Raw genomic sequence first — 24,902 nt, 5'->3', positions numbered from 1 at the left:
TGGCTCTGTTTGTGACGCGGGCATGCAAGCCAGCGCCACAAACTGGACGACGCTCCAAATGATCGCAGCCAATTAGCGCTTATGAGCGAGACCTCTCAGCAACGCGGCGCTCACGCCCGTCTCTATGGCCGCTCGAAAGGCAAGGCGCTCCGAAAGCGTCAGGCGGCGCTGATCGACGACCTCTTGCCGCGTCTGTCGCTCGACCTTGCGCAGCCGCCGGCGCCTACCGCCCGAGAAAGGCGCCTCGAGATCGGCTTTGGCGGCGGCGAGCATCTGATTGCGGCGGCGAGCGACAGCCCCGAGGTCGAATTCATCGGCTGCGAACCTTTCCTCAACGGCGTGGCGAAGCTCCTCGCCCGAATCGACGAGCGTGGCCTGACGAATATCCGCCTGCATCAAGGCGACGCCGCAGATGTGCTCGACTGGCTGCCAGACGACAGCCTGTCGCGCGTGTATCTGTTCTACCCTGATCCATGGCCAAAGAGGCGCCAGCGCAAGAGGCGGTTCGTTGCGCGTGACAATCTCGACCGGCTGGCGCGGGCGATGCATGCGGGCGCAGAGCTGCGTTTTGCGACGGATATCGACGATTACGCCGCCTGGACCTTGGCGCGGCTGCGCGCGCACCCAGCCTTCCGCTGGCGCGCGCAGCGCGCCGAGGATTGGCGAACGCCATGGTCAGGCTGGACCCGAACCAAATATGAAGCCAAAGCCATGGCCGAAGGCCGCGATCCGGTCTATCTGACCTTCGTCCGGGCGCTGCGCTGAGCCGCCTCCAAGCTGCAAAGCCTTCAAAAATCACACGGCCGACGATGACGACAGAGGGAGAATCGCATGGTTGAGACGGCGGGAATGGCTAACGCGCCGACGACGCCGGTCGAAACGACCACGGATCGTTTCCGCGCCGACGTTCTCGACGCTTCGATGCGGCAGATCGTGCTCGTCGATTTTTGGGCGCCATGGTGCGGCCCTTGTCGCCAGCTCACGCCCGTCATCGAGCGTCTGGTGGCCGCCTCGGGCGGCAAGATCGCGCTCGTCAAAATGAATATCGACGCCGATCCGCTGATCGCCGATCAGCTCGGCGTCAAGTCGATTCCCGCCGTCGTGGCGTTTCAGCGCGCACGCCCGATCGATGGTTTCGTCGGCGCGCTGCCCGAAAGTCAAATCAAGGGCTTTCTGGAGCGGCTGATCGGCCCGATCGAGGACGAGGGCGATGCGCTCGAAGCGGCGCAGGCGATGATCGCGGACGGCGATCTCGCCGGCGCGGAGTCGCTGCTGAGCGAGCTCGCCGGCGACGAACCGCCCAACTCCAAAGCCGCAGCCGCCTTGCTGCGTCTTTACATCGATTCGGGACGCTTCGATGAGGCCGGGGCGCTCTTTGAGGCCCTTCCTGACGCCATTCGCCGCGACAGCAGCGTCGCGGCGGCTGGGGCGGCGCTTCAGAACGCCCAGCAGGCCCAGGATCTCGGCGAGATCGACGAGCTGAGAAATCGCGTCAATTTCGATCCCAACGACCTGCAGGCCTATTTCGATCTCGCGCTCGCGCTCAACGCCAAGGGACTGCGCGAGGAAGCGACGGATGCGCTGCTTGAAATCATCCGCCGCGACCGTAGTTGGAATGACGATGGCGCAAGAAGGCAGCTCATTCAGTTTTTTGAGGCGTGGGGACCGATGGACAAGGCGGCCGTGAACGCACGGCGACGACTGTCCACGCTGCTCTACTCCTAGGGAGGCGTTCGCCGATATGAGCCTGAACCATCCCTATGCCGACATCGACGAATTGCCGAAGGTTCTGCCGCTTTTCCCGCTTTCGGGCGCCATATTGCTGCCGCGCGGCGAACTGCCGCTCAATGTTTTTGAGCCGCGCTATCTCGCAATGGTCGACGACGCGATCGCCGGCGCGCGGCTGATCGGCATGATCCAGCCGCTGCCGGGCGACGAGACGGTCGCCGACGCGACGCAGCTCTATAATGTCGGCTGCGCCGGACGGATCACGCGCCTCGCCGAGACCGGAGACGGCCGCTATCTCATCACCCTCACCGGCGTGGTGCGGTTTCGCGTTCTCGAGGAGCTTAGGGTTCGGACGCAGTATCGGCAGTGTCAGGTCGGATATGACGAATTTTTGGAGGATTTGACGACGGGCGCCGGCGCCGACGCGGTCGACCGCGAAAGCATGGTGTCAATGTTGCGCAACTTCGCCGAATGTTCGAAACTTGAAGTCGACTGGGCGAGCATAGACGCGGCGCCGACGGAGACGCTCGTCAACGCGCTCGCGATGATGTGTCCGTTCGGCGCCAACGACAAGCAGGCGCTGATCGAAGCCATCGATCTGAAAACCCGCGCGGAAACGCTTATCGCGCTCGCGAAGCTCGATCTCGCGCAACGCGCCGGCGACCGGCCGCAGTGGCATTAAGGGAAATTGACGACCATGACTGACGAACGCGATTCCGGCGCCGAGAGATTTGAATCCCCAGCGGAGCCGACGCGGATTGATCCGCGCCTGCTCGAAATCCTCGTCTGCCCGTTGACGAAGACGACGCTCGAATATGACAGCGCGCGCCAGGAGCTCATTTCGCGCTCGGCGCGGCTTGCCTATCCGATCCGCGACGGCATTCCGATCATGCTGCCCGAAGAGGCGCGCCAGATCGATTGACCGGCTCGTCCGCTATGGACGAAACCGCGCCATCCAAGCTTCTGGCGCTTCTCGATCTCGAGGAGGTCGGACCAGACCTCTTCCGCGGCCATAGCCCGGCCTCTTCCGGCCGTCAGGTCTATGGCGGTCAGGCCGTGGCTCAGGCGCTCGTCGCCGCGACGCGGACGGCGCCCGAAGACCGTCCGGTTCATTCCCTGCACGGCTATTTCGTCCTCGCCGGCGATCCGGTGATCCCAATCGACTTCGCCGTCGAACGCGTGCGCGACGGCAAGAGCTTCACGACGCGGCGCTGCAACGCCACTCAGCGCGGACACACGATCTTTTCAATGGAGGCGTCGTTCCAGCGGCGCGAAGAAGGTCTTACGCACGCCGCCCACATGCCGGACGCCCCGGACCCGGAGAGTCTCGACGACGTGCATGCGCTCGTCGAGCGCTTTCGCGCCTTCCTTCCGGAACAGGCCGAGAGCTGGCTGCAGCGACGAAGCGCGCTCGACATGCGCGTCGTCGCGCCCGACGACGTGTTTTTTCCCGAACGCCGGGCGGCCGGCCAGATGATCTGGTTTCGCGTGCGCGGCGCGGCGCCAGACGACCCCGCCGTTCATACGGCGCTGCTCGCCTATCTTTCCGATATGACGCTGCTCAATACGGCGCTGCTCGTTCACGGCCTTACGATCTTCGATCCGAAGATCCAGGTGGCGAGCCTCGATCATGCCCTGTGGATACATGGGCCGATGCGAGTCGACGAATGGCTGCTCTATGCGCAGCAAAGCCCGTGGGCCGGCGGCGCGCGCGCCTTGACGCGCGGCCAGATCTTCACCCGCGAGGGACGCCTCGTCGCCTCGGTGAGCCAGGAAGGCCTGGTGCGCCAGCGCGACTCGACGCGATCCTGAGCGACTGCCTACACTGTAGGCAGATAAAGAAAGCCTGCGTAATAGCTAGGCACATAGCCGGGCGGCGGCCCCCTAAGCGAAAGCGCGCGGGCGAAGCAGGGCCGCCCCTGATTCGAGCGCATAGCCGAGGCCCGCAAAGGCGATAGCCAGCCCCGCAGCAAGCTGCGGCACAGCCTGTGTCACAGCAGATACGCTTCCGGTCAGTAGATTTCTGTCGTTAGCGCGGCTGGCACGGCATTTGAAAGCGGCAAGTCGCCGACGCGGCGGCGTCCTCCCGCGAATTGCAATCAAGAGACGCCGCCGTCACGCGAGCGACGCTCGCCAACGAGGTCGATAACCAACAGGATTGGCAGATGAAAATCGTCACAGCGATCATCAAGCCGTTCAAGCTCGATGAGGTCCGCGACGCGCTGACCAACATCGGCGTGCACGGCCTTACCGTGACTGAAGTCAAGGGCTACGGACGTCAGAAGGGACATACGGAAATTTATCGCGGCGCTGAGTATGCGATCAGTTTCTTGCCAAAGCTAAAAATCGAAGTCGCTGTCGACGCCGCCCTCGTCGAACAGGTGATCCAGGCAATCTCCAACACCGCGCGCACCGGACAGATCGGCGACGGAAAGATTTTCGTCACGCCGCTCGAGCGCGCCATCCGCATCCGCACCGGCGAAACCGACGCCGACGCGCTTTGATCGCCTCCCCGCAACATCAGGAGCTCTCACACATGAAACTTCCTTCGCCTCGAAGCGCTTCTGTCGCTTCGGTCATCGCGGGAGCGGCGATTTCGGCATCGTTGGCGTTTCCGGCCTTCGCCGCGAACGACCCGACTCCCAATCCCGGCGACACCGCCTGGATGCTGACGTCGTCGCTTTTGGTGCTGATGATGTCGATTCCGGGCCTCGCGCTGTTCTACGGCGGCCTGGTGCGCGCCAAGAACATGCTGTCAATCCTGTCGCAAACTTTCGCGATCGTCGCGCTCGTCGGCGTGATCTACACGGTTTATGGCTATTCGCTCGCCTTCGGCGACGGCGGTTCGCTCAGCAACTATATCGGCGGCCTCGACAAGCTGTTTCTCAAGGGCGTGACGGCCGCTTCCAATGTGGCGACCTTCACTCCCGGCACCGTCATTCCGGAATATGCCTATTTCGTCTTCCAGATGACCTTCGCGATGATCACCCCGGCGCTGATCATCGGCGCCTTCGCCGAGCGCATGAAATTTTCGGCCGTTCTGCTGTTCGTCGCCTTCTGGGTGACGGTCATCTACTTCCCCATCGCGCATTGGGTGTGGGGCGTCGCCGATCCGAACGCGCTCGTTGATGCCGCGACCCAACTCGCCGCGGCCGGCGATGAGGCGGCGAAAGCGGCCGCGCAGACGAAGATCGATGAGATCAACGCCGCCGTGGGCTGGCTCGCCGGCAAGGGCGCGCTGGACTTCGCGGGCGGCACGGTGGTGCACATCAACGCCGGCATCGCGGGCCTCGTGGGCGCGATCATCGTCGGCAAGCGCATCGGCTACGGCAAAGAGGCCTTGCCGCCGCATTCGCTGACCCTGTCGATGGTCGGCGCCTCATTACTGTGGGTCGGCTGGTTCGGCTTCAACGCCGGCTCCAATCTCGAGGCGAACGGCGCGACCGCCCTCGCATTCGTCAACACGATGGTGGCGACGGCGGCTGCGGCGCTCTCCTGGATGATCGTCGAGTGGTTGGTGAAGGGCAAACCGTCCATGCTCGGCCTCATCACCGGCGCGGTCGCCGGCCTCGTCGCAGTGACGCCTGCGTCGGGCTATGCCGGTCCGGTCGGCGCCATCGTCCTTGGCCTCGCCGTTTCGCCGATCTGCCTCTTCTTCGTCGATTTCGTGAAGAAGATGGCGGGCTATGACGACGCGCTCGACGTCTTCGGCGTGCACTGCATCGGCGGCATCACCGGCGCCTTGGCGACTGGAATTCTGGTCAGTCCCGACCTCGGCGGCGTCGGCATCACCGACTACACCAATCTGGAAACCTTCGCCGGAACCTATGACATGATGGCGCAGATGAAGGCGCAGGCGATCGCCGTCGTCGCGACTCTTCTGTGGTCTGGCATCGGTTCGGCGATCCTCTACAAACTCGTCGATGTCATCGTCGGTCTGCGGCCGACGCCCGATCAAGAGCGCGAAGGCCTCGACATCACCGATCACGGTGAGCGCGCTTACAACTACTAAGTTTAGTCTCCTGACACGATGCGAAGCGGCGCCCACGGGCGCCGTTTCTTTTTTATAGCGGACGCAAATTGTTACGGCGCAACGCTTGCCGCCCCTCTCCCCGCGGAGAGCGGGGAGAGGTAAGGTGAGGGGCCAGGTGATTTAGCGAAGCGAATGACGGATGAGAGGCCTCCGCATACTGGAAACGCGCCGCGCGCGCGCCCTGCGGCGCGACGCCGCAAGCGCCGACCGCCTCCTATGGAAGGGCCTGCAGAACAGGGCGCTCGGAGGATTCAAATTCGTGCGACAGGCGCCGGTCGGTCCCTACATTGCAGATTTCCTATGTCGTCAGCGCAGCCTGATCGTGGAAATCGATCGCGAAACCCATTCGAGCGCCGCTGACATCGCGCACGACGCTATGCGGACTACATTTCTTGAATCCTGCGGCTACCGCGTCATCCGTTTCGACAATGCGCAGCTCTATGAAAATATCGCGGCTGTCATGGAGGTCATCTTGGCGGACCTCCATGGAAGCGGATAGATTTCCGGCACTCACCACGCCCCTCACCTCACCTCTCCCCGCAAGCGGGGAGAGGAAGCGGCAGGCGCCTCGCTCGATGAGCGAACATCGCCGCTTACCAAAACCGTGATCCCATGTGTCATTCGAAGTGAGCAAAATGTTTCGAACGCTTCATCGCTCCGGCGTAATTCTCTTTCTCCTCGCGGCTTTCGCCTTCCCCGCGCGCGCAGCCGAGCGCGTCGTCAATCTCTCCTTCGTCGTCTTCAGCGACATCTACGAAATGGCTGAGAGAGACGGACGCGGCGGCTTCGCGCGGATCGCCGGCGCGCTGAAAGCCGAGCGCGCGAAAAAGAAGAACGTCATCGTCGCGCACGCCGGCGACACGCTGTCGCCTTCGCTCACCTCGAGCGTCGACAAGGGCGCGCATATCATCGAACTCCTCAACCGAGTCGGCCTCGACGTGTTCACGCCCGGCAATCACGAGTTCGATTTTGGCGAAGCGGTTTTTCGCCAGCGCATGGGCGAAGCGAAGTTCCCTCTGCTCGCCGCAAATTTGCGCGACGCCTCCGGCCATACTGTGCCGGGCTTCGCCGACAGCAAGATCATCGATATCGACGGGGTGAAGGTCGGAATCTTCGGTCTGACCGACGACGAGGCCGCGAGACGGTCCAGTCCCGGAAGCCTGAAACTTCTGCCCGCGATCGAGACCGCCAAACGCCAGGCCAAGGCGCTTCGCGACGCCGGCGCCGATCTTGTCGTCGTCGTCACGCATTCCGAATGGCAGGACGATCTGCGTCTGGCGAAGCTTGGATCGATCGACATCGTTCTGTCGGGGCACGATCACAATCTTCTTGTCGCTTATGACGGCCGCGCCGCGGTCGGCGAGACACAGGCCGACGGCGTCAATCTCGTTGCGATCGATGTCGAGATGCGGATCGCCGACGACGGCGTAAAGCGCTGGACGCCCAGGTTCCGCATCATCGACACGGCCGACGTGACGCCGGACGCCGCGATCGCAGAACGCGTCGCGCAATATGAAGCCGAAGTCGACAAGGCGCTCGACGTCGACATCGGGCGCACAAAGACGCCGCTCGACAGCCGAAAGGCGAGCGTGCGCGGTGAAGAGACCGCGATCGGCGACTTTTTCGCCGACGCGATGCGCGCCGCCGCCGGCGCCGACGTTGCGATCATCAACGGCGGCGGCATTCGCGGCAACCGCAGCTACGCTCCCGGGACAACGCTGACGCGCAAGGACATCGCCAAGGAGCTGCCGTTCAACAATCAGCTTGTGACTCTGGAGCTTTCAGGCGCCGATCTGCGCGCCGCCCTGGAAAACGCCGTCTGGCTGATCGGCAAGGACGCCGGCCGCTTCGCCCAGATTTCCGGGGTCCGCATCGTCGTGCGGCGCGACGCGGTTCCTGGCGCGCGGCTTGTTTCAATCGAGGTCGGCGGCAAGCCGCTCGACGACATGAAGCTCTACAAGGTTGCGACGATCGACTTCCTGGCGCGTGGCAAGGACGGCTATGTCGCGCTTGCGCGGGGGAAACCGCTGGTCAGCGACCTCGAGGGTCCGCTGCTGACGAACATCATCATCGGCGCCATCGAAAAAGCCGGCGCGATTGCGCCTGTCGTCGACGGCCGCATCAGGATCGAATGATCATATTCCACCGAGGCAGACATATTTGATCTCGATGTAATCATCGACGCCGTAACGCGATCCTTCGCGTCCCAGGCCCGAATGTTTCACTCCGCCAAATGGCGCCGTTTCGGTCGAGATCAGCGTCTCGTTGACGCCCACCATGCCGAATTCCAACTGCTCGGCGACGCGGATGACGCGGGCGACGTCGCGACTGTAGAAGTAAGCGGCGAGACCGTAAGGCGTGGCGTTGGCGAGACGCACCGCTTCCGCCTCGCTTTTAAAGGAAATGAGCGGCGCGACCGGACCGAAGGTCTCCTCGTTGAAGATGAGCGCGTCGGCCGGCACATTGGCAAGCACCGTGGGTTGAAAGAAAGAACCGCCGAGCGCGTGGCGGGCGCCCCCGGTGAGCACCTTTGCGCCGCGGGCGACGGCGTCGGCGACGTGACGCTCGACCTTTTCGACCGCCGCTTCTTCAATCAGCGGACCGATGGCGACGCCCTCCTCCGTCCCTTCGCCGACCTTTAACGCGCCGGCCGCCGCCGCGAGTTTTTCGGCGAAGACGTCGACGATCGACGCATGCACGAGGATGCGGTTCGCCGAAACGCAGGTCTGGCCGCTGTTGCGGTATTTGGTCGCGACGGCGCCCTCGACGGCGCGATCGAGATCGGCGTCTTCAAAGATGATCAGCGGCGCGTTTCCGCCAAGCTCCATCGAGCATTTCTGAATATTCTCGGACGCTTGCCGCAGGAGAATTCTGCCCACTTCGGTCGAACCGGTGAAGGTCAGTTTGCGCACGAGCGGATTTTGCGTGAATTCGCGCCCGACCGGCGCGGGGTCTTTCGCCGTGACCACATTGATCACGCCGGAAGGCACGCCGGCGCGTTCGGCAAGCTCCGCCAGCGCCAGCGCGGAGAAGGGCGTCAGCTCGGCAGGCTTCACCACCATCGTGCAGCCGGCGCCAAGCGCCGCGCCGACCTTGCGCGCGAACATAGCGGACGGGAAATTCCATGGCGTGATCGCCGCGGTGACGCCAATCGCCTGTTTGAAGACGAGCAGCCGACGGTCGGTCGGACCCGGTATGACGTCGCCATAGATGCGCCGGCCCTCCTCCGCGAACCACTCGATAAAGCTGGCGGCGTAAGCGATTTCTCCGCGGGCCTCGGCGAGCGGCTTGCCCATTTCCGCGGTGATGATGCGCGCCAGCCGCTCCTGATCGGCCAAGATCAGCTCGAACCAGCGGCGCATGATATGCGCGCGCTCCTTGGCGGCGCGATCGCGCCAGTCCGGCAGCGCCCGCGCGCAAGACTCGATCGCCCGGCGCGTCTCGGCTACGCCCATGTCGGGAACTTGGCCGAGGACCGCCCCGGTGGCTGGGTTGTTGACGGCGAAGGTTGCGCCGCTGTCGGCGCCGACCCAAAGCCCGCCGACGAATGCTTGCTCGCGAAGGCCTAGGCTGACAGAGTTCATTTCGACTTCCCCCTGGGCGCGCGTCGCGCATTTTTGCTACAAAGGGCCAAAGCGGCGTGACGGTCCTTAACGGGCCGCTCGCGAACCCGCAAAAAAACCGACATAATCGCGGCTCATGGGCAAGCGCCCGCCGCCGCCTGAGGTCACATTTGGCTCATTCCACAATCGTCGATCTGACGCGCATTCGCCTGTCCCGTCGCTCTGTTATCGGCGCCGGCGCCGCCGCCTTGATCGCGCCGCGCGTTCTGGCCAAGCCCGGCGCGCCGACCGGCGCCCCCAACCGCTTCGGTCCTCTCGCCCAGGGCGAAGTCGAGAGCCACGGCCTTTCGACCTTCGGCGACCTTGGCGAGCCAGCCGACTTCAAATATTTCGGCTACGTGAATCCAAAAGCCCCCAAGGGAGGGACTTTGGCGCTGTCGCCGGCAAGCTCGACCTACGACAGTTTCAACGCCTATGTGCTGCGGGGCAATCCCGCGACGGGCATGACGCTCGTCTTCGACAGTCTGATGAATCAGAGCCTCGACGAGCGCGACGCCTACTACGGCCTCGTCGCCAAGAAGGTGCGCATCTCGCCTGACAAACTCACTTACGCCTTCCTGTTGCGTAAAGAGGCGCGGTTCCACGACGGCTCGCCGCTCACGGCGCATGACGCGGCCTTTTCGCTCAACATTCTCAAGAGCAAGGGCCATCCTGTCATCAGCCAGATGCTGCGTGACCTCGAAAGCGCCGAGGCGGAGGCGGACGACGTTCTCGTGCTGCGCTTCGCGCCCGATCGCACGCGCGATCTGCCGCTCAGCGTCGTGGGTCAGCCGATCTTTTCGCGCGCCTATTACAAGGACCGCGACTTCGCAGCGACGACGATGGAGCCGCCGCTTGGCTCCGGGCCCTACAAAGTCGGCGCCTTCGAGCAGGGTCGTTACATCGCCTATCATCGCAATCCTGACTATTGGGCGAAGGGCCTGCCGATCACGACAGGCCAGGCAAATTTCGACGTCGTGCGCTTCGAATATTTCGGCGACAGCCAGGTCGCCTTTGAAGCCTTCAAGGCCGGCGCATTCACCGAGCGAGAGGAAAACATCGCGCGCGTTTGGGCGACGGGCTATGATTTTCCGGCGTTCAAGGACGGGCGCGTCAAGCGAACGACGACGCCCAACAACAATATTCCGCAGATCCAGGGATGGTTCTTCAACACGCGCCGCAAGATTTTTAAAGATCCGCGGGTGCGCGAAGCGATCGGCTACGCCTTCGATTACGAATGGACAAGCCGCAACCTGATGTATGACGCCTATAAGCGCATCTCGTCCTATTTCGAGAACTCCGAGCTTGAAGCGAAAGGCTTGCCGAGCGAACAGGAAAAGGCTTTGCTGGAGCCCTATCGCGTTGATCTACCCGCGGAAGTTTTTGGCGAACCCTTCGTCGCGCCGGTTTCTGACGGCACGGGTCAGGATCGCGTCCTGCTCAAAAAGGCGAATGATCTGTTCGTCGCGGCCGGCTGCACGCGCAAGGATGGCGTTCTATGCTTGCCCGACGGAACGCCGCTGGAATTCGAGTTTCTCGACAATTCCAACGTCTTCGAGCGGCACACCCAGCCCTACATCAAGAATTTGAAGCTTCTCGGAGTCAACGCCCACATCCGCGTCGTCGACGCCGCGCAATACAAGCAGCGACTTGAAAACTTTGACTTCGACGTCGTTCATGACGTGCTGATGATGAGCTGGAACCCCGGAGAGGAGCTTCGCGCTTATTTCAGCTCGAAGACCGCCAATCTGCCCGGCTCGCGCAACCTGCCGGGCGTCTCCAATCCGGCGATCGATTCGCTCGTCGAAAAGGCGCTCCAGGCGCAAACGCGCGAAGAGCTCGTCACCTGCAGCCGTGCGCTCGACCGCGCTTTGCGCGCGCAGCGCTATTGGGTTCCGCACTGGTATAATCCGGTGCATCGCTTCGCCTATTGGGATCTCTTCGGCCAGCCCGAGCGCCCGCCGAAGTTCGACACCGGCGTGCTGTGGACCTGGTGGTGGGACGACGATAAGGCGAAAAAGATCAACTTCACGGGACGCTAAGGGGATTTCCCGGCGCAGTCCGTCGGGAGCCGAAATGCGGCCGATGCAAAAGAACGCGAGACGTTAATGGGAGCCTATATCGCCCGCCGCGTGCTGCTGATGATCCCGACGATCCTCGGCATCATGCTCATCTCCTTCGTCATCGTGCAGTTCGCGCCGGGCGGTCCTGTGGAGCGCATCATCGCGCAACTGCAAGGCTTCGACGTCGGCGCGACCGGACGCTTTTCCGGCGGGGGCGGCGACGTCGGACAGGGCGGCGCGAGCCAGACCGGAACGATGGCCGCCGAAACCGCCTCAAAATATCGCGGAGCGCAGGGGCTCGACCCGAAATTCATCGCGGAACTCGAAAAGCAGTTCGGCTTCGACAAGCCGGCGTGGGAGCGATTCCTGCTGATGGTGAAGAATTATGCGATGTTCGATTTCGGGCGCAGCTACTTTCGCGACGAGAGCGTCCTCAAGCTGATCGGAGAAAAGCTTCCCGTCTCGATTTCGCTCGGGCTCTGGATGACGCTTCTCTCCTATTCGATTTCAATTCCGCTCGGCATCGCCAAAGCGGTGCGCGATGGAACGAAATTCGACATGTGGACGTCCAACGCCATCATCGTCGGCTACGCCATTCCGAGTTTTCTTTTTGCGATGCTGCTGATCGTGCTCTTCGCCGGCGGCTCCTTCTGGCAGATTTTTCCGCTGCGTGGCCTGACCTCGGACGACTTCTGGCAGCTGTCGCTGTTCGACAAGGTGAAGGACTATCTCTGGCACATCATTCTGCCCGTTTCCGCGATGACGCTTGGCGCCTTCGCAACGCAGACGTTTCTGACAAAGAACTCTTTCCTCGACGAGATCCGCAAGCAATATGTGCAGACGGCGCGCATGAAGGGCCTGACCGAGCGGCGCGTGCTCTATGGACATGTGTTTCGCAACGCCATGCTGATCGTCATCGCCGGCTTTCCCGGCGCCTTCGTACACGCCTTTCTCACCGGCTCGGTGCTGATCGAAACGATCTTTTCGCTTGATGGACTGGGCTATCTTTCCTTCGAGAGCATCGTCAATCGCGACTATCCGGTCGTCTTCGCCAACCTCTACATCTTTGCGCTGCTCGGACTTGTGGTGAATCTCCTTTCCGATCTCACCTATACCTGGATCGATCCGCGCATCGATTTCGAAACGCGCGAGGTATGACGGTGAGCGCAGCAGCAGCCGACGCCGAAACGCACCTCGCCCCGCCTCTTCATCGCGAAGGCTGGCTGCGGCTCACGCCGCTCGACCGGCGACGTCTCGACAGTTTTAAGGCGAACAAGCGCGGCTATTGGTCGTTCTGGGTCTTCATGACGCTGTTCATCATGGCGCTCGGCTCGAACTTTCTGGCGAACGACCGGCCGATTCTGGCCTGGTATAAGGGCCAATTGCTGTTCCCCGCCTTCGTGTCCTATCCGGAAGAAAAATTCGGCGGCTTCCTGGCCCGCACCGATTATCGCGATCCTGTCATCGCCGACGAAATCAAAGCGCATGGCTGGATGCTTTGGCCGCCGATTCGCTTTTCCTATGACACGCATAATCTGGAGTTGCCGACGCCCGCGCCCTCGCCGCCGACCTGGATGCTGACGCAGCAGCAATGCGAGGTCGCCGCGGCGAAAGGTCTGCGGCCGGGCGAGACCAACCGCGGCTGCGCCGCGCTCGAATATAATTGGCTCGGCACCGACGATCAGGGCCGCGACGTCGTCGCGCGCCTGCTTTATGGATTTCGTATCTCGGTGCTGTTCGGACTGATCCTGGCGACGATCTCCTCGATCGTCGGCGTCGCCGCGGGGGCGATACAGGGCTACTTCGGCGGGCGCGTCGATCTCGTGTTCCAACGCTTCATCGAAGTCTGGTCGTCGCTACCGCAGCTCTATCTGCTCATCATCATTTCGTCCTTCCTGACGCCCGGCTTTTTCGTGCTGCTCGGCATCCTGCTGCTCTTCTCCTGGGTGTCGCTGGTGCATGTCGTTCGCGCCGAGTTCCTGCGCGCGCGCAACTTCGAATATGTCAACGCGGCGCGTGCGCTTGGGCTGAGCAATTTCAAGATTATCGTCAAGCACCTGCTGCCGAACGCCACCGTGGCGACGCTGACCTTCCTGCCCTTCATTCTCAACTCGTCGATCACCACGCTCACGGCGCTGGACTTTCTGGGGTTTGGCCTGCCGCCGGGCTCGCCCTCGCTCGGCGAACTGTTGCTGCAGGCAAAATCCAATCTCCAGGCCCCATGGCTGGGACTGACCGGCTTTGCGATCATCGCGCTGATGCTGTCGCTTCTGGTCTTTGTCGGCGAGGCGGTGCGCGACGCTTTCGACCCGAGGAAGAATTTCCGGTGACACCTCACGGCGCCGCAGCGTCTCCCCTCCTCAACATTCGCGATCTCTCGGTCACCTTTCGGCAAGGCGGGCACGAGACCAAGGCCGTCGATCGCGTCTCCTTCTCCCTTGAGCGGGGAAAGACGCTGGCGCTCGTCGGCGAATCCGGCTCCGGCAAGTCGATCAGCGCTCTGTCGATCGTACGCCTGCTCCCCCCTGGCGCGATCGCGTCCGGCGAGGCGCTGTTCGACGGCGAGAATATGCTCACCGTCGACGACAATCGTCTGCGCGCCATTCGTGGCGCGGGCATCACAATGGTGTTCCAGGAGCCGATGACCTCGCTCAATCCGCTGCACATGATCGAGCGGCAGATTGCGGAGATTCTCGAACTGCATGGCATGCGCGGCGAGGAAGCCGTTCGGAACCGAGTCATTGAGCTTCTGGGTGAAGTCGGCATTCCTGATCCTCAGGCGCGGCTGAGCGCCTATCCGCATCAGCTCTCGGGCGGCCAGCGTCAGCGTGTCATGATCGCCATGGCGCTCGCCAACAAGCCAGATCTGCTGATCGCCGACGAGCCGACCACTGCGCTCGACGTCACGGTTCAGGCGCAGATTCTCGCGCTGCTCGAGCGGCTACAAAAAACCTACGGCATGGCGATGCTGTTCATCACCCACGACCTTAGGCTCGTGCGCCGTTTCGCGGACACGGTCTGCGTGATGCAGCAGGGCCGCATCGTCGAGCAGGGCGAGGTGGGAGAGGTCTTCACATCGCCGCAACATCCCTACACCAAGGCGCTGCTCACGGCGGAGCCCAAGGGCGCGCCCATTATCGAAAATACGCAAGCGCCAGTCGTCGTATCGGCCGAGCAACTGCGCGTCTGGTTTCCGATCCGCCGCGGCTTCATGCGTCGGATCGTCGGCCATGTGAAGGCGGTGGACGGCGTCACTCTTTCAGTGCGCGAGGGCGCGACCGTCGGCGTCGTCGGCGAGTCGGGCTCCGGCAAGACGACGCTGGCGCTGGCGATGCTGCGGCTCATCCGCTCGGAAGGTCCGATCGTCTTTCTCGGAGAGCGCATCGACGGCAAAAGCGTCGACGCCATGCGTCCGCTTCGCCGCGACATGCAAATCGTCTTCCAAGACCCATACGGCTCTCTTTCTCCGCGCATGTCGGTCGCGGAAATCGTCGCCGAAGGACTGACCGTTCAGCGGCCCGAACTTACGCTCAATCAGCGCCGCGAAATCGTTGCGCGCGCGCTGCAGGAAACCGGGCTCGATCCATCGACGATGGACCGCTACCCGCATGAATTTTCCGGCGGCCAGCGGCAGCGGATCGCCATCGCCCGCGCCATCGTGCTCGAACCGAAATTTGTCGTGCTCGACGAGCCGACCTCGGCGCTCGACATGTCCGTGCAGGCGCAGATCATCGATCTCTTACGCGACCTGCAGCGTCGCCGCGCGCTCGCCTATCTCTTCATCAGTCACGATCTGCGCGTCGTGAAGGCGCTCGCCGCCCATCTCATCGTCATGCGCTATGGCAAGGTGGTCGAGGAAGGGCCGGCGAGCCAGGTGTTTTCGCAGCCCAAGAGCGAGTATACGCGCGCGCTCTTCGCAGCGGCGTTTCGCAACGAGGCGGAGCCCATTCCGGGCAACTCAGTCGCCGGAAAATGATCCCGGAATCGCCGTAGCGTCGTTTGAACTTTCGCCTGCCCGCGCCGGGTCGCGGAAGGCGACGACCGTGACGCTCTGCGTCAGCACGACTTCGCCGCGCTGGTTATAGGTCGCCATGTCCATCGAAACGAAGCCGCGATCGGCATAGCGGCGCGGATGAACAATCCGCGTGACTTCGGCTTCCACCCTCAAGGAATCATCGGGCCGCACCGGGAGTTTCCAGGCGATATGCGCCTCAACGCCGACGAGCCCGCCTGCAAAAGGCGGGTCGGCTGAGTCGATGAGAAGCTTCACGCTCAGGGCGCCGGTTTGCCAACCGCTGGCGACGAGCCCGCCGAACATGCTGTCTTTGGCCGCCTCTTCGTCGAGATGAAAATACTGCGGATCGCTGTCGCGCGCGAAGCGGATGATGTCCTGCGCAGTGATCGTGACGCTCGCTGAGCGTAACCGCTGCCCAACGCGAAGATCTTCCAGATAAAGCCTTTTCGTCATGCCGAAATGTCTCTCGGCAACCGCTTCAAGCTCGTGACCGGTCCAGCCCCCGCCGCCTCGTTACGCGCGCGCACGACGTCGAGCGGCTCGCTGGTGACTTGCATATGCGTGGCGTTTGCATGAAGCAGCGTCACGGGGTCGCGCATGACGCCGACATGCCCCTTCCAAAAGACGATGTCGCCGCGCAGGAGCGGGGCGCCAGGATCAAGTGCGGCGCCGAGCGCCGCTTCCTGCATATCGGTGTCGCGCGGCGCTTTCATCCCCGCCATCAGCAAGGAAACTTGCAACAGTCCGGAGCAATCAACGCCCATCCAAGACTTGCCGCCCCAGAGATAGGGCGCGCCTAGAAGCGTCTCGGCCACGGCGACAAAGTCGGGCGCCTGCGCCTCGCGCGGCGCGAGATGTTTGCGATAGATGAATCCGAGCTCCGGCGTCACGCCAAAGCCGCCGCGCTCCTCGGCGATCGCGACTTCGGCGCCGAGCGGCAGCGCGTTGAGCGGCGGCAATTTGATGTTCGGACCGGGATAAATGAAGGTCCGTGGAACACGGACGCGATGCGTCGGCGCGCTCAATTCGCGCCACAGCGTATTCGTCGCGATCCAGCCGACATAATTGTCGCGCGCAAGTTGCGCCCACGCCCAGCCTTCCTCCTCATCGTAAACGGTGACGCGCTCGCCGTAGATCGCCTGAGTGTCGACGGCGGCGTCGGGACGTGGTTCACGCCGTAGGTCGACGACGCAGTCTCTGACTTCCATCGCGACGCCTTCCACATAGCGGTCGGCGGTCACGCGTCCCTTGAGATAGGCGGCGGCGACTTCTGGGCGCGCGGGCGTCAGCCGGCGATCGAACTCTTCGCTCACGGCTTCGCGTTCCTCTGCTCGGCGCGGGCCTCGATCAATTCATAAAGCAGGCGCGCCGCCTGCACCTCGCCGCCTTCTGGGCGGCCGGGCTTCGTCGAGGGGTTCCAGCAATAAACGTCGAAATGCGCCCAGCGCCTGGGATCCGCCACGAAGCGCCTCAGAAACAGCGCGGCGGTGATCGATCCCGCAAAGGGGCCGCTCGTGACGTTGACCAGATCGGAGATCTTGCCATCGAGACCGCTGTCGTAATTGTCCCATAGAGGCATCCGCCACACCGGATCATTCACGGCGCCAGCCTGCCCGGCGATCTCTTGGGCAAGTGCGTCATCGCCGGTATAGAAGGGCGGAATTTCCGGACCGAGCGCGACGCGCGCGGCGCCCGTCAGCGTCGCGAAATCGAACAGCAGATCGGATGGCGTTTCGCTCGCATAGGCGAGCGCATCGGCAAGGATGAGCCTGCCCTCGGCGTCGGTGTTGCCGATTTCGACGCTCAGCCCTTTGCGGCTGCGGTAAATGTCGCTCGTTCGAAACGCCGACGCCGAGATCGAATTCTCGACGATCGGAAGCAGCACGCGCAAACGGACCGGCGTATTCCCGTCAAGCAGCATCGCCGCAAGCGACAGAGTCGTCGCGGCGCCGCCCATGTCCTTCTTCATCAGCGCCATCGCGCTCGAAGGCTTGATGTCGAGCCCGCCCGTATCGAAGCAGACCCCCTTGCCGACGAGCGTGACGCGCAGACCGTCCTCCGGGCCGTGCTCAAATTCGACGAGCCTCGGCGCCTCCGCAGCCGCGCGCCCGACGGCGTGAATCAAGGGGAAGTTTTCCGCAAGCAACGCATCGCCGACAATGACGCGAGTCTTGGCGCCATGTTTCGCGCCGAGAGCGAGCGCCGCTTCGGCGAGCGCCTCCGGCCCCATGTCGTTCGTGGGCGTATTGACCAGATCGCGCCCGAGGGCGACGGCTCCGGCGATGCGCTCGATGCGCGTGCGGTCGACGCCCTGCGGCGCGCACAGACGCGGGACTTCGCTCTTTGGAGCCTTGTAGCGCGAGAAGGAATAGGTCGACAGAAGGAACGCCAGCGCCGCCAGCGCCGGCGCGTCGACGCCATCGCCAAACCGGTAGAGCCCCTTGGGCAGCGCAGTCGCGAGCTTTCCGGCAAAGAACGGATCGCGCGCCTTTGGCGCCCTGCCCTCCGCGCCGAAAAAGACCCGCGGCGCGCCCGCGGCGTCAGGCGCGATCAGAAGCGAGCCGGGCTTCGCCTCAAATCCCGCAAGCTCCGCGAGACGCGCTGTAGGCTCAGGAAGCTTTGCGCGGCGTTCGAACCAGTCTTCCTTGTTCACGAAATCGATGGCGGTCGCCTCGGGCGACCAGTCTTCAAGCTTCATCCGCTTCCGCCGCTTTATGCGCTCCCGACGATCGGCTTCTATCTCTACCGGGCGCCCGCATCACACAAAAGGGAAAGATCGCTCATCTCAAGCGGCGTGGCGGGTGAAGGGTGGCGAGCCGCGCCCATGTCAGCCAACAATGTACGCATAGTGTATAAAACTTAGCCGCCTGGCGCCTCACGACTGGCCAGGCTTAAACTCGACGCCAAGATAGAAAACGATTATTTTCTGCGCATAATGGCATGCCAATTGCTGAGACAATGTTCAATTCGCCAACCATGAGGGCATGTCTGCGCAAATGAAGATCATCACGGCGATTATTAAACCTTTCAAGCTCGACGAGGTGCGCGAGGCGCTGACGGAAATCGGCGTGCACGGAATGACCGCGACCGAAGTGAAAGGCTATGGCCGACAGAAGGGCCATGCCGAAATCTATCGCGGGGCCGAATATATCGTCGCATTCCTGCCCAAGGTTAAAATCGACATCGCGCTCCCTGAAGCGCTCGTCGATCGCGCCATCGAGGCGATCAGACTCGCCGCCTACACCGGCCATATCGGCGACGGCAAAATTTTCGTCTCGCCGCTGGACCGCGCCATGCGCATCCGCACCGGCGAAACCGACACCGACGCGCTCTAAGCGCCTTCCCAATCATCAATCAGGATCCACGATGCAGAGCTCGTTTGCGCGCAGCTTGAGTAAGGATTTCCTCATCCTGAGGAGCCCGCAACGCGGGCGTCTCGAAGGACGGGGAAATCCGCTCCTGCAGCATCTCTCGCCCTCGCGCGTCGAGACGCGCCTTTCAGGCGCTCCTCAGCATGAGGGCGACACATTGCGCCGCTCGATTTCAGCAGCGGCGGCCGCGCTGGCGGCTTTCCTGGTCTCGCAACCCGCCCTCGCGCAGGACGGCGGGAGCAAGATCGACGCCGCCGACACCGCCTTCATGATCGCCGCCACCGCGCTGGTGCTGATGATGACGCTGCCGGGGCTCGCGCTCTTTTACAGCGGCATGGTGCGCAAGAAGAATGTGCTCGCCACCATGGCGCAGAGCCTCATCGCCACCGCGCTCGTCTCGCTACTGTGGATCGGCGTCGCCTACAGCCTCGCCTTCAGCGGCGAGGGCGCCTATATCGGCGACGCGTCGCGGTCGCTGCTTGCAGGGATCGGCCTCGACACGGTGAGCCCATTCGCCAAGACGATCCCCGAAATCCTGTTCATGCTCTATCAGATGACCTTCGCGGTGATCACCTGCGCGCTGGTCGCCGGCTCCGTCGCCGAACGCATGAAGTTCTCCGCCTTCATGCTGTTTTGCGCGCTGTGGCTGTTCATCGTCTATGTGCCTTCCGCGCATTGGGTCTGGGGCGGCGGATTTCTGCAGAAGCTGGGCCTCCTCGATTTCGCCGGCGGGACGGTCGTGCACATCAATGCCGGGATCGCCGGCCTCGTCTGCGCGCTCGTTCTCGGAAACCGCGTCGGGTTCGGGCGCGAAAACCTCTCGCCCTTCGATCTCTCGCTCGCCGTCGTCGGGACCGGACTGCTCTGGGTCGGCTGGTTCGGCTTCAATGGCGGCTCGGCGCTCGCCGCCAATTCCCGCGCGGTCTTCGCCATTGTGGCGACGCATCTTGCCGCCTGCGCCGGCGCGCTGGTGTGGAGCGGCCTGGAGTGGCTCCAGCGCGGCAAGCCGTCGGTGCTCGGCGTCATCTCGGGAGCCGTCGCCGGTCTGGGCACGATCACGCCGGCCTCGGGCTATGTCCTGCCTTGGCACGGCGTCGTCATCGGGATCATCGCCGGCGGCGTCTGCTATTGGTTCTGCACCGTCGCGAAATATAAATTCCGCTACGACGACACGCTCGACGTCTTCGGCGTGCATGGCGTCGGCGGCATTATGGGCACGCTGCTCGCCGGAGTCTTCGCCACCCGCGCGATCACGGCTTCGGAAGGCGATCCGGGCGTCGCGGGTCTGTTGGAAGGCGATCCGCATCAGCTTTACGTGCAGGCGATCGGCGTCCTCGTCACGATCGTCTGGGGCGTGATCGGCACCTTGGCGACGCTGAAAATTGTCTCGATGATCACGCCGCTTCGCGTGAATTACGACGATGAACGCGAGGGTCTCGACATCGCGCTGCATGGCGAAGCGCTGCATCAGTAGCGAGCCGCTGGAACGCAGGTCTCCTATGCGTCATGGCCGGGCTTGTCCCGGCCAAATCGCGTCGCAATCTCACTCCAGATCGGGGCGGAGTGTAAGGTATCATAATACCAACAAACCCCAGCGCCCAGTTTTCTTGGCGTTGTAGAGACTTTGCCGCGCAAAAATTACTTGACCCCTCCTGCCGCATCGCCTATCCACGCCCATCCGAACACACCGTTCACACGGAATTCTCATCCCATGTTTGGCAACACCTATTCGGCGAAACCCGCCGACATCGAAAAGAAGTGGGTGCTGATCGACGCCTCCGGGCTCATCGTCGGCCGCCTCGCCACCATCATCGCGCTGCGTCTGCGCGGCAAGCACAAGGCGACGTTCACGCCGCATATGGATGACGGCGACAACATCATCGTCATCAACGCCGAAAAGGTGGTCCTGACCGGCCGCAAGCGCGACCAGAAGGTCTATCACCACCACACGGGTTTCCCCGGCGGCATCAAGGAACGCTCGGCGAAGTTCCTTCTCGACGGGCGCTTCCCGGAGCGCGTCCTGGAGAAGGCCGTGCAGCGCATGCTGCCGCGAGGCCCCTTGGGCCGCAAGCAGTTCGGCAATCTGCGCGTCTATAAGGGCGCGGAACATCCGCATGAGGCGCAGAGCCCACAGACGCTCGACGTCGCCGCCCTGAACGTCAAGAATAGCCGGAGCGCCTGATCATGGCCGAGACCACTCTTTCCTCGCTTTCCGACCTTCAGGGAAGCGTCGCCACGGCGCCCGAGTCGCCGCGCTATGTGCAAAAGCTCGACAAGCAGGGCCGCGCCTATGCGACCGGCAAGCGCAAAAACGCCGTCGCGCGCGTCTGGATCAAGCCGGGCCCCGGCAAGATCACCGTCAACGGCCGCGACGTCGAAGTCTATTTCGCCCGTCCGGTGCTGCGCATGATTCTGGCCCAGCCCTTCGGCGTCACCAAGCGCGCGGGTCAATACGACATCGTCGTTACGGTCGCCGGCGGGGGACTTTCGGGTCAGGCCGGCGCGGTGCGCCACGGCCTCGCCAAGGCGCTGACCGCTTACGAGCCGGACCTGCGTCCCGCGCTCAAGAAGGAAGGCTTCCTGACGCGAGATTCCCGCGTCGTCGAGCGCAAGAAATACGGCAAGCGGAAAGCGCGCCGCAGCTTCCAGTTCTCGAAGCGCTAAGCTTCGCGATCTTCAAGGCAAGCATTTGCAAAGCGGCGCTTCGGCGCCGCTTTTATTTTGGTCAGTAGACGCAGATCTTGAAGTCGCTTCCGATCCAGCAGGCGGGGTCCTCCTTGGAGCGCTGCGCCTCTCCCCACCGGGAATTGATCCCGTCGCGGGTCAGTCCTCGCACTTCCGCCACTCCTGGCAAAGTGACAGAGACGCTGATCACCGTCGCGCCGTCGAAAGCGCTTTTTCCAACTGGCGTGATCGAAAAGCTGCCGCCAGTTTCAGGCGAAAACTCGCATTTCCCCTGATAGGGCGCCGCGCCGGCGCCATTGACGACGCATCTCGCGGGTCTGGCGATCGCCTCTCCGATCAGGAGTTGCTGCGTCATGATGAAAGACGCGATCAAAACAGCAATTCTCTTCATCAAATCCTCCCGTCGCAAGACCCAGGGTCCGGGCCTATTCGAGTCCCGGCTCATGTCGCCGCTCGTGCAGACCTGCGACGCCGAGCAGCCCGACAGTCGCCCCGAAGATCAGATAGAAGGCCGGCGCGATCGGCGTGGCGAGATCGTCGATCAGCCAAGCGACGATGAAGGGTGCGAAGCCGCCGAAGATCATCACCGCGACATTATAGGCGATCGCGAGTCCCACGGTGCGGACATGCGTCGGAAACTGCTCCGCGAGCGCCGTCGAGAGCGCGCCAAAGAGGCCCGAGAGAATGACGCAGAACGCGGTCTGCGCCGCTGTAAGCGCCAACAGCGTGCGCTCGACCTGCAGCCAGACGAACAGCGGATAGACGCAAAGGAGAAGCGTCCCATAAGACGCGAGGAGCAAGGGACGCCTGCCGATTGCGTCGGAGAGAGCGCCGATCAATGGCGTCAGCACGATCAGCAACAGAAGACCTGGCGCCTGGGCGACGAAGGACTGTGCGAGGCTCAGTCCCATCTCCGTCTTTCCATAGGTCGGCATGTAGATGAGGATCACGTAAAAGGAGATTGTCGCGCCGATGGTGGCGGCGAAACAGGCGAGAAGTCGATCGCCCCGCCGCCGAACGAGGTCGAGAAACGCGCGCGCGACGCCTTCTTCCTGCGGCGACGCCTTGAAGGCTGGCGTTTCGTCGAGATGACGTCTGACATAGAGCCCTATCGGGCCGATCAGCAGGCCAGCGAAAAAGGGCAGTCGCCAGGCCCAGTCGTGCAACGCTTCGACCGAAAAGACGCCCGCGACGACCATGCCGGCGAGCGTCCCGAGCAGGATTGACAGGCCCTGCCCGACCATTTGCAGAGAGCCATAGACTCCACGCCGACCGGCGGGCGCGACTTCGATCAGAAATGCCGTCGAACTCGCGAATTCTCCGCCGGTCGCAAAGCCCTGCAGCAATCGGCCGATCACGATGAGCATGGGGGCGAAGAGGCCGATCGTCGCATAGGTCGGGGCGAAGGCGATGATGGCGATCGCCGCGGTCATAACGAACATGATGAGTTGCAGCGCAGCCTTTCGCCCTTTGCGATCCGCGTAAAATCCGAAGAAGAGGCCGCCGAGCGGGCGCGTGCAGAAGCCCGCGCCAAAGGTCGCGAGCGCCAGCAAGAGAGAGGCCGTCTCGTCTCGGCTTGGAAAGAACGCCTGCGCCAGAACGGAAGCAAAAAAGCCGTAGACGACGAAATCGTACCATTCGAGCGCATTCCCAATCACGGCGGCCGCGATCTGTGTGGGCGCTGGCGCTCTCACCTGGCGCATATTTTGGCGCATATCCATGCAAATTTCTCGATTGTCCGCGCGCGTGGCGTCTTCGCCTTCGCGGTCACAAGCCACGGCCGCTCGTCTTATGATGAGGGTTGTTGGGGATGACGGCGAGCGGCCCTTGGCGGCGATGACGTGACGCAAGTGATCGGCGTGGTGGAGTCGACGATCAGATATTCGAAGTCCGGATCACCAGACATCGCCTCGATAAAAATTCGCCGCCAGCCCCCTTGAGGCTCGCCTGAAACGCCGGAACACGCTGTTCCAACCCCCAAAACGCTTCCGGAAGATCACGCCAGGGAGAGCCCGTACGCACGATCCACGGCGCCATCCGCTCCCAAGCCACGTCGGTCAAACCAGTCGGTCCACCACATCCAAGGCCGCCTCCCCAAAGGCCGCCTTGAATCTGATTTGCGGGAATTCTTAGAGTCCACACGGCCTAGGCCTCGTTTTCATCCGGCGCGTCCAGAATGCGCTCGGCGATCAGCCCGGCGTTCTCGCGGATCGCCTGTTCGATGCGCTGCGCGGCCTCGGGGTTTTGCTTCAAGAAGCTCTTGGCGTTCTCGCGGCCCTGGCCAAGCCTCTGGCTGTCGTAGGAGAACCAGGCGCCCGACTTCTCGACGACGCCGGCCTTGACGCCAAGATCGATCAATTCGCCGAATTTGGAGACGCCCTCGCCATACATGATGTCGAATTCGACCTGTTTGAACGGCGGCGCCACCTTGTTCTTGACCACTTTGACGCGGGTCTGGTTGCCGGTCGTCTCGTCGCGGTCCTTGATCGCGCCGATGCGGCGGATGTCGAGCCGCACCGAGGCGTAGAATTTCAGCGCATTGCCGCCGGTCGTCGTCTCCGGCGAACCGTACATCACGCCGATCTTCATGCGGATCTGATTGATGAAGATGACGAGCGTGTTGGAGCGGGCGATCGAGGCGGTAAGCTTGCGCAGCGCCTGACTCATCAGCCGCGCCTGCAGGCCCGGCTGCACGTCGCCCATCTCGCCCTCGATTTCGGCGCGGGGCGTCAGCGCCGCCACCGAATCGACGACGAGCACGTCGACGGCGCCAGAGCGCACCAGCGTGTCGGTGATTTCGAGCGCCTGCTCGCCGGTGTCGGGCTGAGAAATTAAGAGATCTTCGAGATTGACGCCAAGCTTGCGGGCGTAGATCGGATCCAGCGCATGTTCCGCATCGACGAAGGCGCAGACGCCGCCCAATTTCTGCGCCTCGGCGATGACATGCAGGGTGAGGGTGGTCTTGCCTGAGGATTCCGGCCCGTAAATTTCAACGACGCGGCCGCGCGGCAGGCCGCCGACGCCCAGCGCGATGTCGAGTCCCAGCGAGCCCGTCGAGATCGTCTCGATCTCGACAGCCTTCTGGTTCTTGCCGAGCCGCATGATCGAACCTTTGCCGAATGCGCGCTCGATCTGCGACAGAGCGGCGTCGAGCGCCTTGGTCTTGTCCACGGACGTCCCTTCCACGAGGCGGAGATTGGCTTGGCTCACGGCTGAAAATTCCTTCTGACACGGTTAGCTAGGCGCAGGCAATGCGGCTGCGAGGGCGGTCGCGAGGCAAGGGCGCTGGGCGAAAGCGCGCGCTCGACCCTGAACTCCAGTGTGCACGCTTTGTTCTTTTTTGCCAAGTTCTTTTTGGAGACCATGTCCGGAAATTAAGGGGCGACAACAGGTAGTGATCTGTGC

At 63.1% G+C, this 24,902-nt stretch carries 24 protein-coding genes and 1 pseudogene; 17 read left to right on the top strand and 8 right to left on the bottom strand.

Features of this window, described 5'->3' with window-relative positions; genetic code table 11:
* Window positions 1–81 precede the first annotated feature (81 nt).
* From trmB to HUN39_RS03320, 9 genes are all read left to right on the top strand, one after another.
* On the top strand, window positions 82–765 hold the full coding sequence (trmB, locus tag HUN39_RS03360; RefSeq protein WP_175093076.1) for a tRNA (guanosine(46)-N7)-methyltransferase TrmB: 684 nt from the start codon (window positions 82–84) through the stop codon (window positions 763–765).
* A 66-nt stretch (window positions 766–831) separates the two neighbouring features.
* Window positions 832–1,725: a thioredoxin family protein gene (locus HUN39_RS03355; protein ID WP_232365878.1), complete on the top strand. Its 894-nt coding sequence runs from the start codon at window positions 832–834 to the stop codon at window positions 1,723–1,725.
* A gap of 16 nt (window positions 1,726–1,741) precedes the next feature.
* Entirely contained in the window at window positions 1,742–2,410 is a 669-nt protein-coding gene (locus tag HUN39_RS03350) for an LON peptidase substrate-binding domain-containing protein (protein WP_175093075.1), read from the top strand.
* A gap of 15 nt (window positions 2,411–2,425) precedes the next feature.
* Window positions 2,426–2,650 (top strand): Trm112 family protein, encoded by a 225-nt coding sequence (locus HUN39_RS03345; RefSeq protein ID WP_175093074.1) that lies wholly within the window; start codon window positions 2,426–2,428, stop codon window positions 2,648–2,650.
* A 14-nt stretch (window positions 2,651–2,664) separates the two neighbouring features.
* Window positions 2,665–3,540: an acyl-CoA thioesterase gene (locus HUN39_RS03340; RefSeq protein WP_175093073.1), complete on the top strand. Its 876-nt coding sequence runs from the start codon at window positions 2,665–2,667 to the stop codon at window positions 3,538–3,540.
* A 353-nt stretch (window positions 3,541–3,893) separates the two neighbouring features.
* On the top strand, window positions 3,894–4,232 hold the full coding sequence (locus HUN39_RS03335) for a P-II family nitrogen regulator (protein ID WP_014890399.1): 339 nt from the start codon (window positions 3,894–3,896) through the stop codon (window positions 4,230–4,232).
* Window positions 4,233–4,264: 32 nt separating this feature from the next.
* On the top strand, window positions 4,265–5,740 hold the full coding sequence (locus tag HUN39_RS03330; RefSeq protein WP_175093072.1) for an ammonium transporter: 1,476 nt from the start codon (window positions 4,265–4,267) through the stop codon (window positions 5,738–5,740).
* Window positions 5,741–5,900: 160 nt separating this feature from the next.
* On the top strand, window positions 5,901–6,260 hold the full coding sequence (locus tag HUN39_RS03325) for an endonuclease domain-containing protein (protein ID WP_175093071.1): 360 nt from the start codon (window positions 5,901–5,903) through the stop codon (window positions 6,258–6,260).
* 136 nt (window positions 6,261–6,396) lie between these two features.
* Window positions 6,397–7,896: a bifunctional metallophosphatase/5'-nucleotidase gene (locus tag HUN39_RS03320; RefSeq protein WP_175093070.1), complete on the top strand. Its 1,500-nt coding sequence runs from the start codon at window positions 6,397–6,399 to the stop codon at window positions 7,894–7,896.
* Here the strand turns inward: HUN39_RS03320 and HUN39_RS03315 are convergent, their stop codons facing one another.
* Entirely contained in the window at window positions 7,897–9,345 is a 1,449-nt protein-coding gene (locus HUN39_RS03315) for an NAD-dependent succinate-semialdehyde dehydrogenase (protein ID WP_175093069.1), read from the bottom strand.
* Between the two features lie 149 nt (window positions 9,346–9,494).
* Here HUN39_RS03315 and HUN39_RS03310 point away from each other — a divergent pair, with 149 nt between their 5' ends.
* The 4 genes from HUN39_RS03310 to HUN39_RS03295 all read left to right on the top strand — a co-directional run bounded on the left by HUN39_RS03310 (window position 9,495) and on the right by HUN39_RS03295 (window position 15,402).
* A complete protein-coding gene (locus HUN39_RS03310; protein ID WP_175093068.1) occupies window positions 9,495–11,405 on the top strand; it encodes an extracellular solute-binding protein in 1,911 nt (636 codons plus the stop codon).
* A 66-nt stretch (window positions 11,406–11,471) separates the two neighbouring features.
* Window positions 11,472–12,584: a microcin C ABC transporter permease YejB gene (locus tag HUN39_RS03305; protein WP_123176602.1), complete on the top strand. Its 1,113-nt coding sequence runs from the start codon at window positions 11,472–11,474 to the stop codon at window positions 12,582–12,584.
* Window positions 12,581–13,756, top strand: coding sequence for an ABC transporter permease (locus HUN39_RS03300; protein WP_175093067.1), 1,176 nt, complete (start codon window positions 12,581–12,583; stop codon window positions 13,754–13,756). The genes HUN39_RS03305 and HUN39_RS03300 overlap by 4 nt, the downstream gene beginning before the upstream one ends.
* Entirely contained in the window at window positions 13,753–15,402 is a 1,650-nt protein-coding gene (locus tag HUN39_RS03295) for an ABC transporter ATP-binding protein (protein WP_175093066.1), read from the top strand. The genes HUN39_RS03300 and HUN39_RS03295 overlap by 4 nt, the downstream gene beginning before the upstream one ends.
* Here HUN39_RS03295 and HUN39_RS03290 read toward each other — a convergent pair.
* Genes HUN39_RS03290 through HUN39_RS03280 form a run of 3 tightly spaced genes read right to left on the bottom strand, consistent with a single transcriptional unit; the run spans window position 15,385 to window position 18,139 of the window.
* Window positions 15,385–15,894 carry a MaoC/PaaZ C-terminal domain-containing protein gene (locus HUN39_RS03290; RefSeq protein WP_175093065.1) on the bottom strand — a complete coding sequence of 170 codons (510 nt, stop codon included), beginning with the start codon at window positions 15,892–15,894 and terminating at the stop codon, window positions 15,385–15,387. The two genes, HUN39_RS03295 and HUN39_RS03290, sit on opposite strands and share 18 nt — an antisense overlap.
* Window positions 15,891–16,754, bottom strand: a complete 864-nt coding sequence (locus tag HUN39_RS03285; RefSeq protein WP_175093064.1) for a C40 family peptidase — start codon at window positions 16,752–16,754, stop codon at window positions 15,891–15,893. The genes HUN39_RS03290 and HUN39_RS03285 overlap by 4 nt, the downstream gene beginning before the upstream one ends.
* Window positions 16,751–18,139 carry a leucyl aminopeptidase family protein gene (locus HUN39_RS03280; protein ID WP_175093063.1) on the bottom strand — a complete coding sequence of 463 codons (1,389 nt, stop codon included), beginning with the start codon at window positions 18,137–18,139 and terminating at the stop codon, window positions 16,751–16,753. The genes HUN39_RS03285 and HUN39_RS03280 overlap by 4 nt, the downstream gene beginning before the upstream one ends.
* 286 nt (window positions 18,140–18,425) lie before the next feature.
* Between HUN39_RS03280 and HUN39_RS03275 the strand changes: the two genes are divergently transcribed.
* From HUN39_RS03275 to rpsI, 4 genes are all read left to right on the top strand, one after another.
* Window positions 18,426–18,776 carry a P-II family nitrogen regulator gene (locus HUN39_RS03275; protein WP_269750295.1) on the top strand — a complete coding sequence of 117 codons (351 nt, stop codon included), beginning with the start codon at window positions 18,426–18,428 and terminating at the stop codon, window positions 18,774–18,776.
* Between the two features lie 31 nt (window positions 18,777–18,807).
* Window positions 18,808–20,286 carry an ammonium transporter gene (locus tag HUN39_RS03270; protein ID WP_232365877.1) on the top strand — a complete coding sequence of 493 codons (1,479 nt, stop codon included), beginning with the start codon at window positions 18,808–18,810 and terminating at the stop codon, window positions 20,284–20,286.
* 237 nt (window positions 20,287–20,523) lie between these two features.
* A complete protein-coding gene (gene rplM, locus HUN39_RS03265; protein ID WP_175093062.1) occupies window positions 20,524–20,994 on the top strand; it encodes a 50S ribosomal protein L13 in 471 nt (156 codons plus the stop codon).
* A gap of 2 nt (window positions 20,995–20,996) precedes the next feature.
* Window positions 20,997–21,476 (top strand): 30S ribosomal protein S9, encoded by a 480-nt coding sequence (rpsI, locus tag HUN39_RS03260; RefSeq protein WP_175093061.1) that lies wholly within the window; start codon window positions 20,997–20,999, stop codon window positions 21,474–21,476.
* A gap of 61 nt (window positions 21,477–21,537) precedes the next feature.
* Here the strand turns inward: rpsI and HUN39_RS03255 are convergent, their stop codons facing one another.
* From HUN39_RS03255 to recA, 4 genes and pseudogenes are all read right to left on the bottom strand, one after another.
* Window positions 21,538–21,888: a hypothetical protein gene (locus HUN39_RS03255; RefSeq protein WP_175093060.1), complete on the bottom strand. Its 351-nt coding sequence runs from the start codon at window positions 21,886–21,888 to the stop codon at window positions 21,538–21,540.
* Between the two features lie 34 nt (window positions 21,889–21,922).
* Window positions 21,923–23,218 carry an MFS transporter gene (locus tag HUN39_RS03250; RefSeq protein ID WP_175093059.1) on the bottom strand — a complete coding sequence of 432 codons (1,296 nt, stop codon included), beginning with the start codon at window positions 23,216–23,218 and terminating at the stop codon, window positions 21,923–21,925.
* A gap of 140 nt (window positions 23,219–23,358) precedes the next feature.
* Window positions 23,359–23,534 (bottom strand): annotated as a pseudogene (locus tag HUN39_RS03245) (transposase); the annotation flags it as partial.
* Between the two features lie 108 nt (window positions 23,535–23,642).
* Entirely contained in the window at window positions 23,643–24,707 is a 1,065-nt protein-coding gene (recA, locus tag HUN39_RS03240) for a recombinase RecA (protein ID WP_175093058.1), read from the bottom strand.
* Window positions 24,708–24,902 lie beyond the last annotated feature (195 nt).

The sequence above is a fragment of the Methylocystis silviterrae genome, assembly GCF_013350005.1.
GTDB lineage: Bacteria > Pseudomonadota > Alphaproteobacteria > Rhizobiales > Beijerinckiaceae > Methylocystis > Methylocystis silviterrae.
The sequence above is the reverse complement of the archived record's forward strand: the minus strand, read 5'-3'. Positions and strand labels throughout refer to the sequence as shown.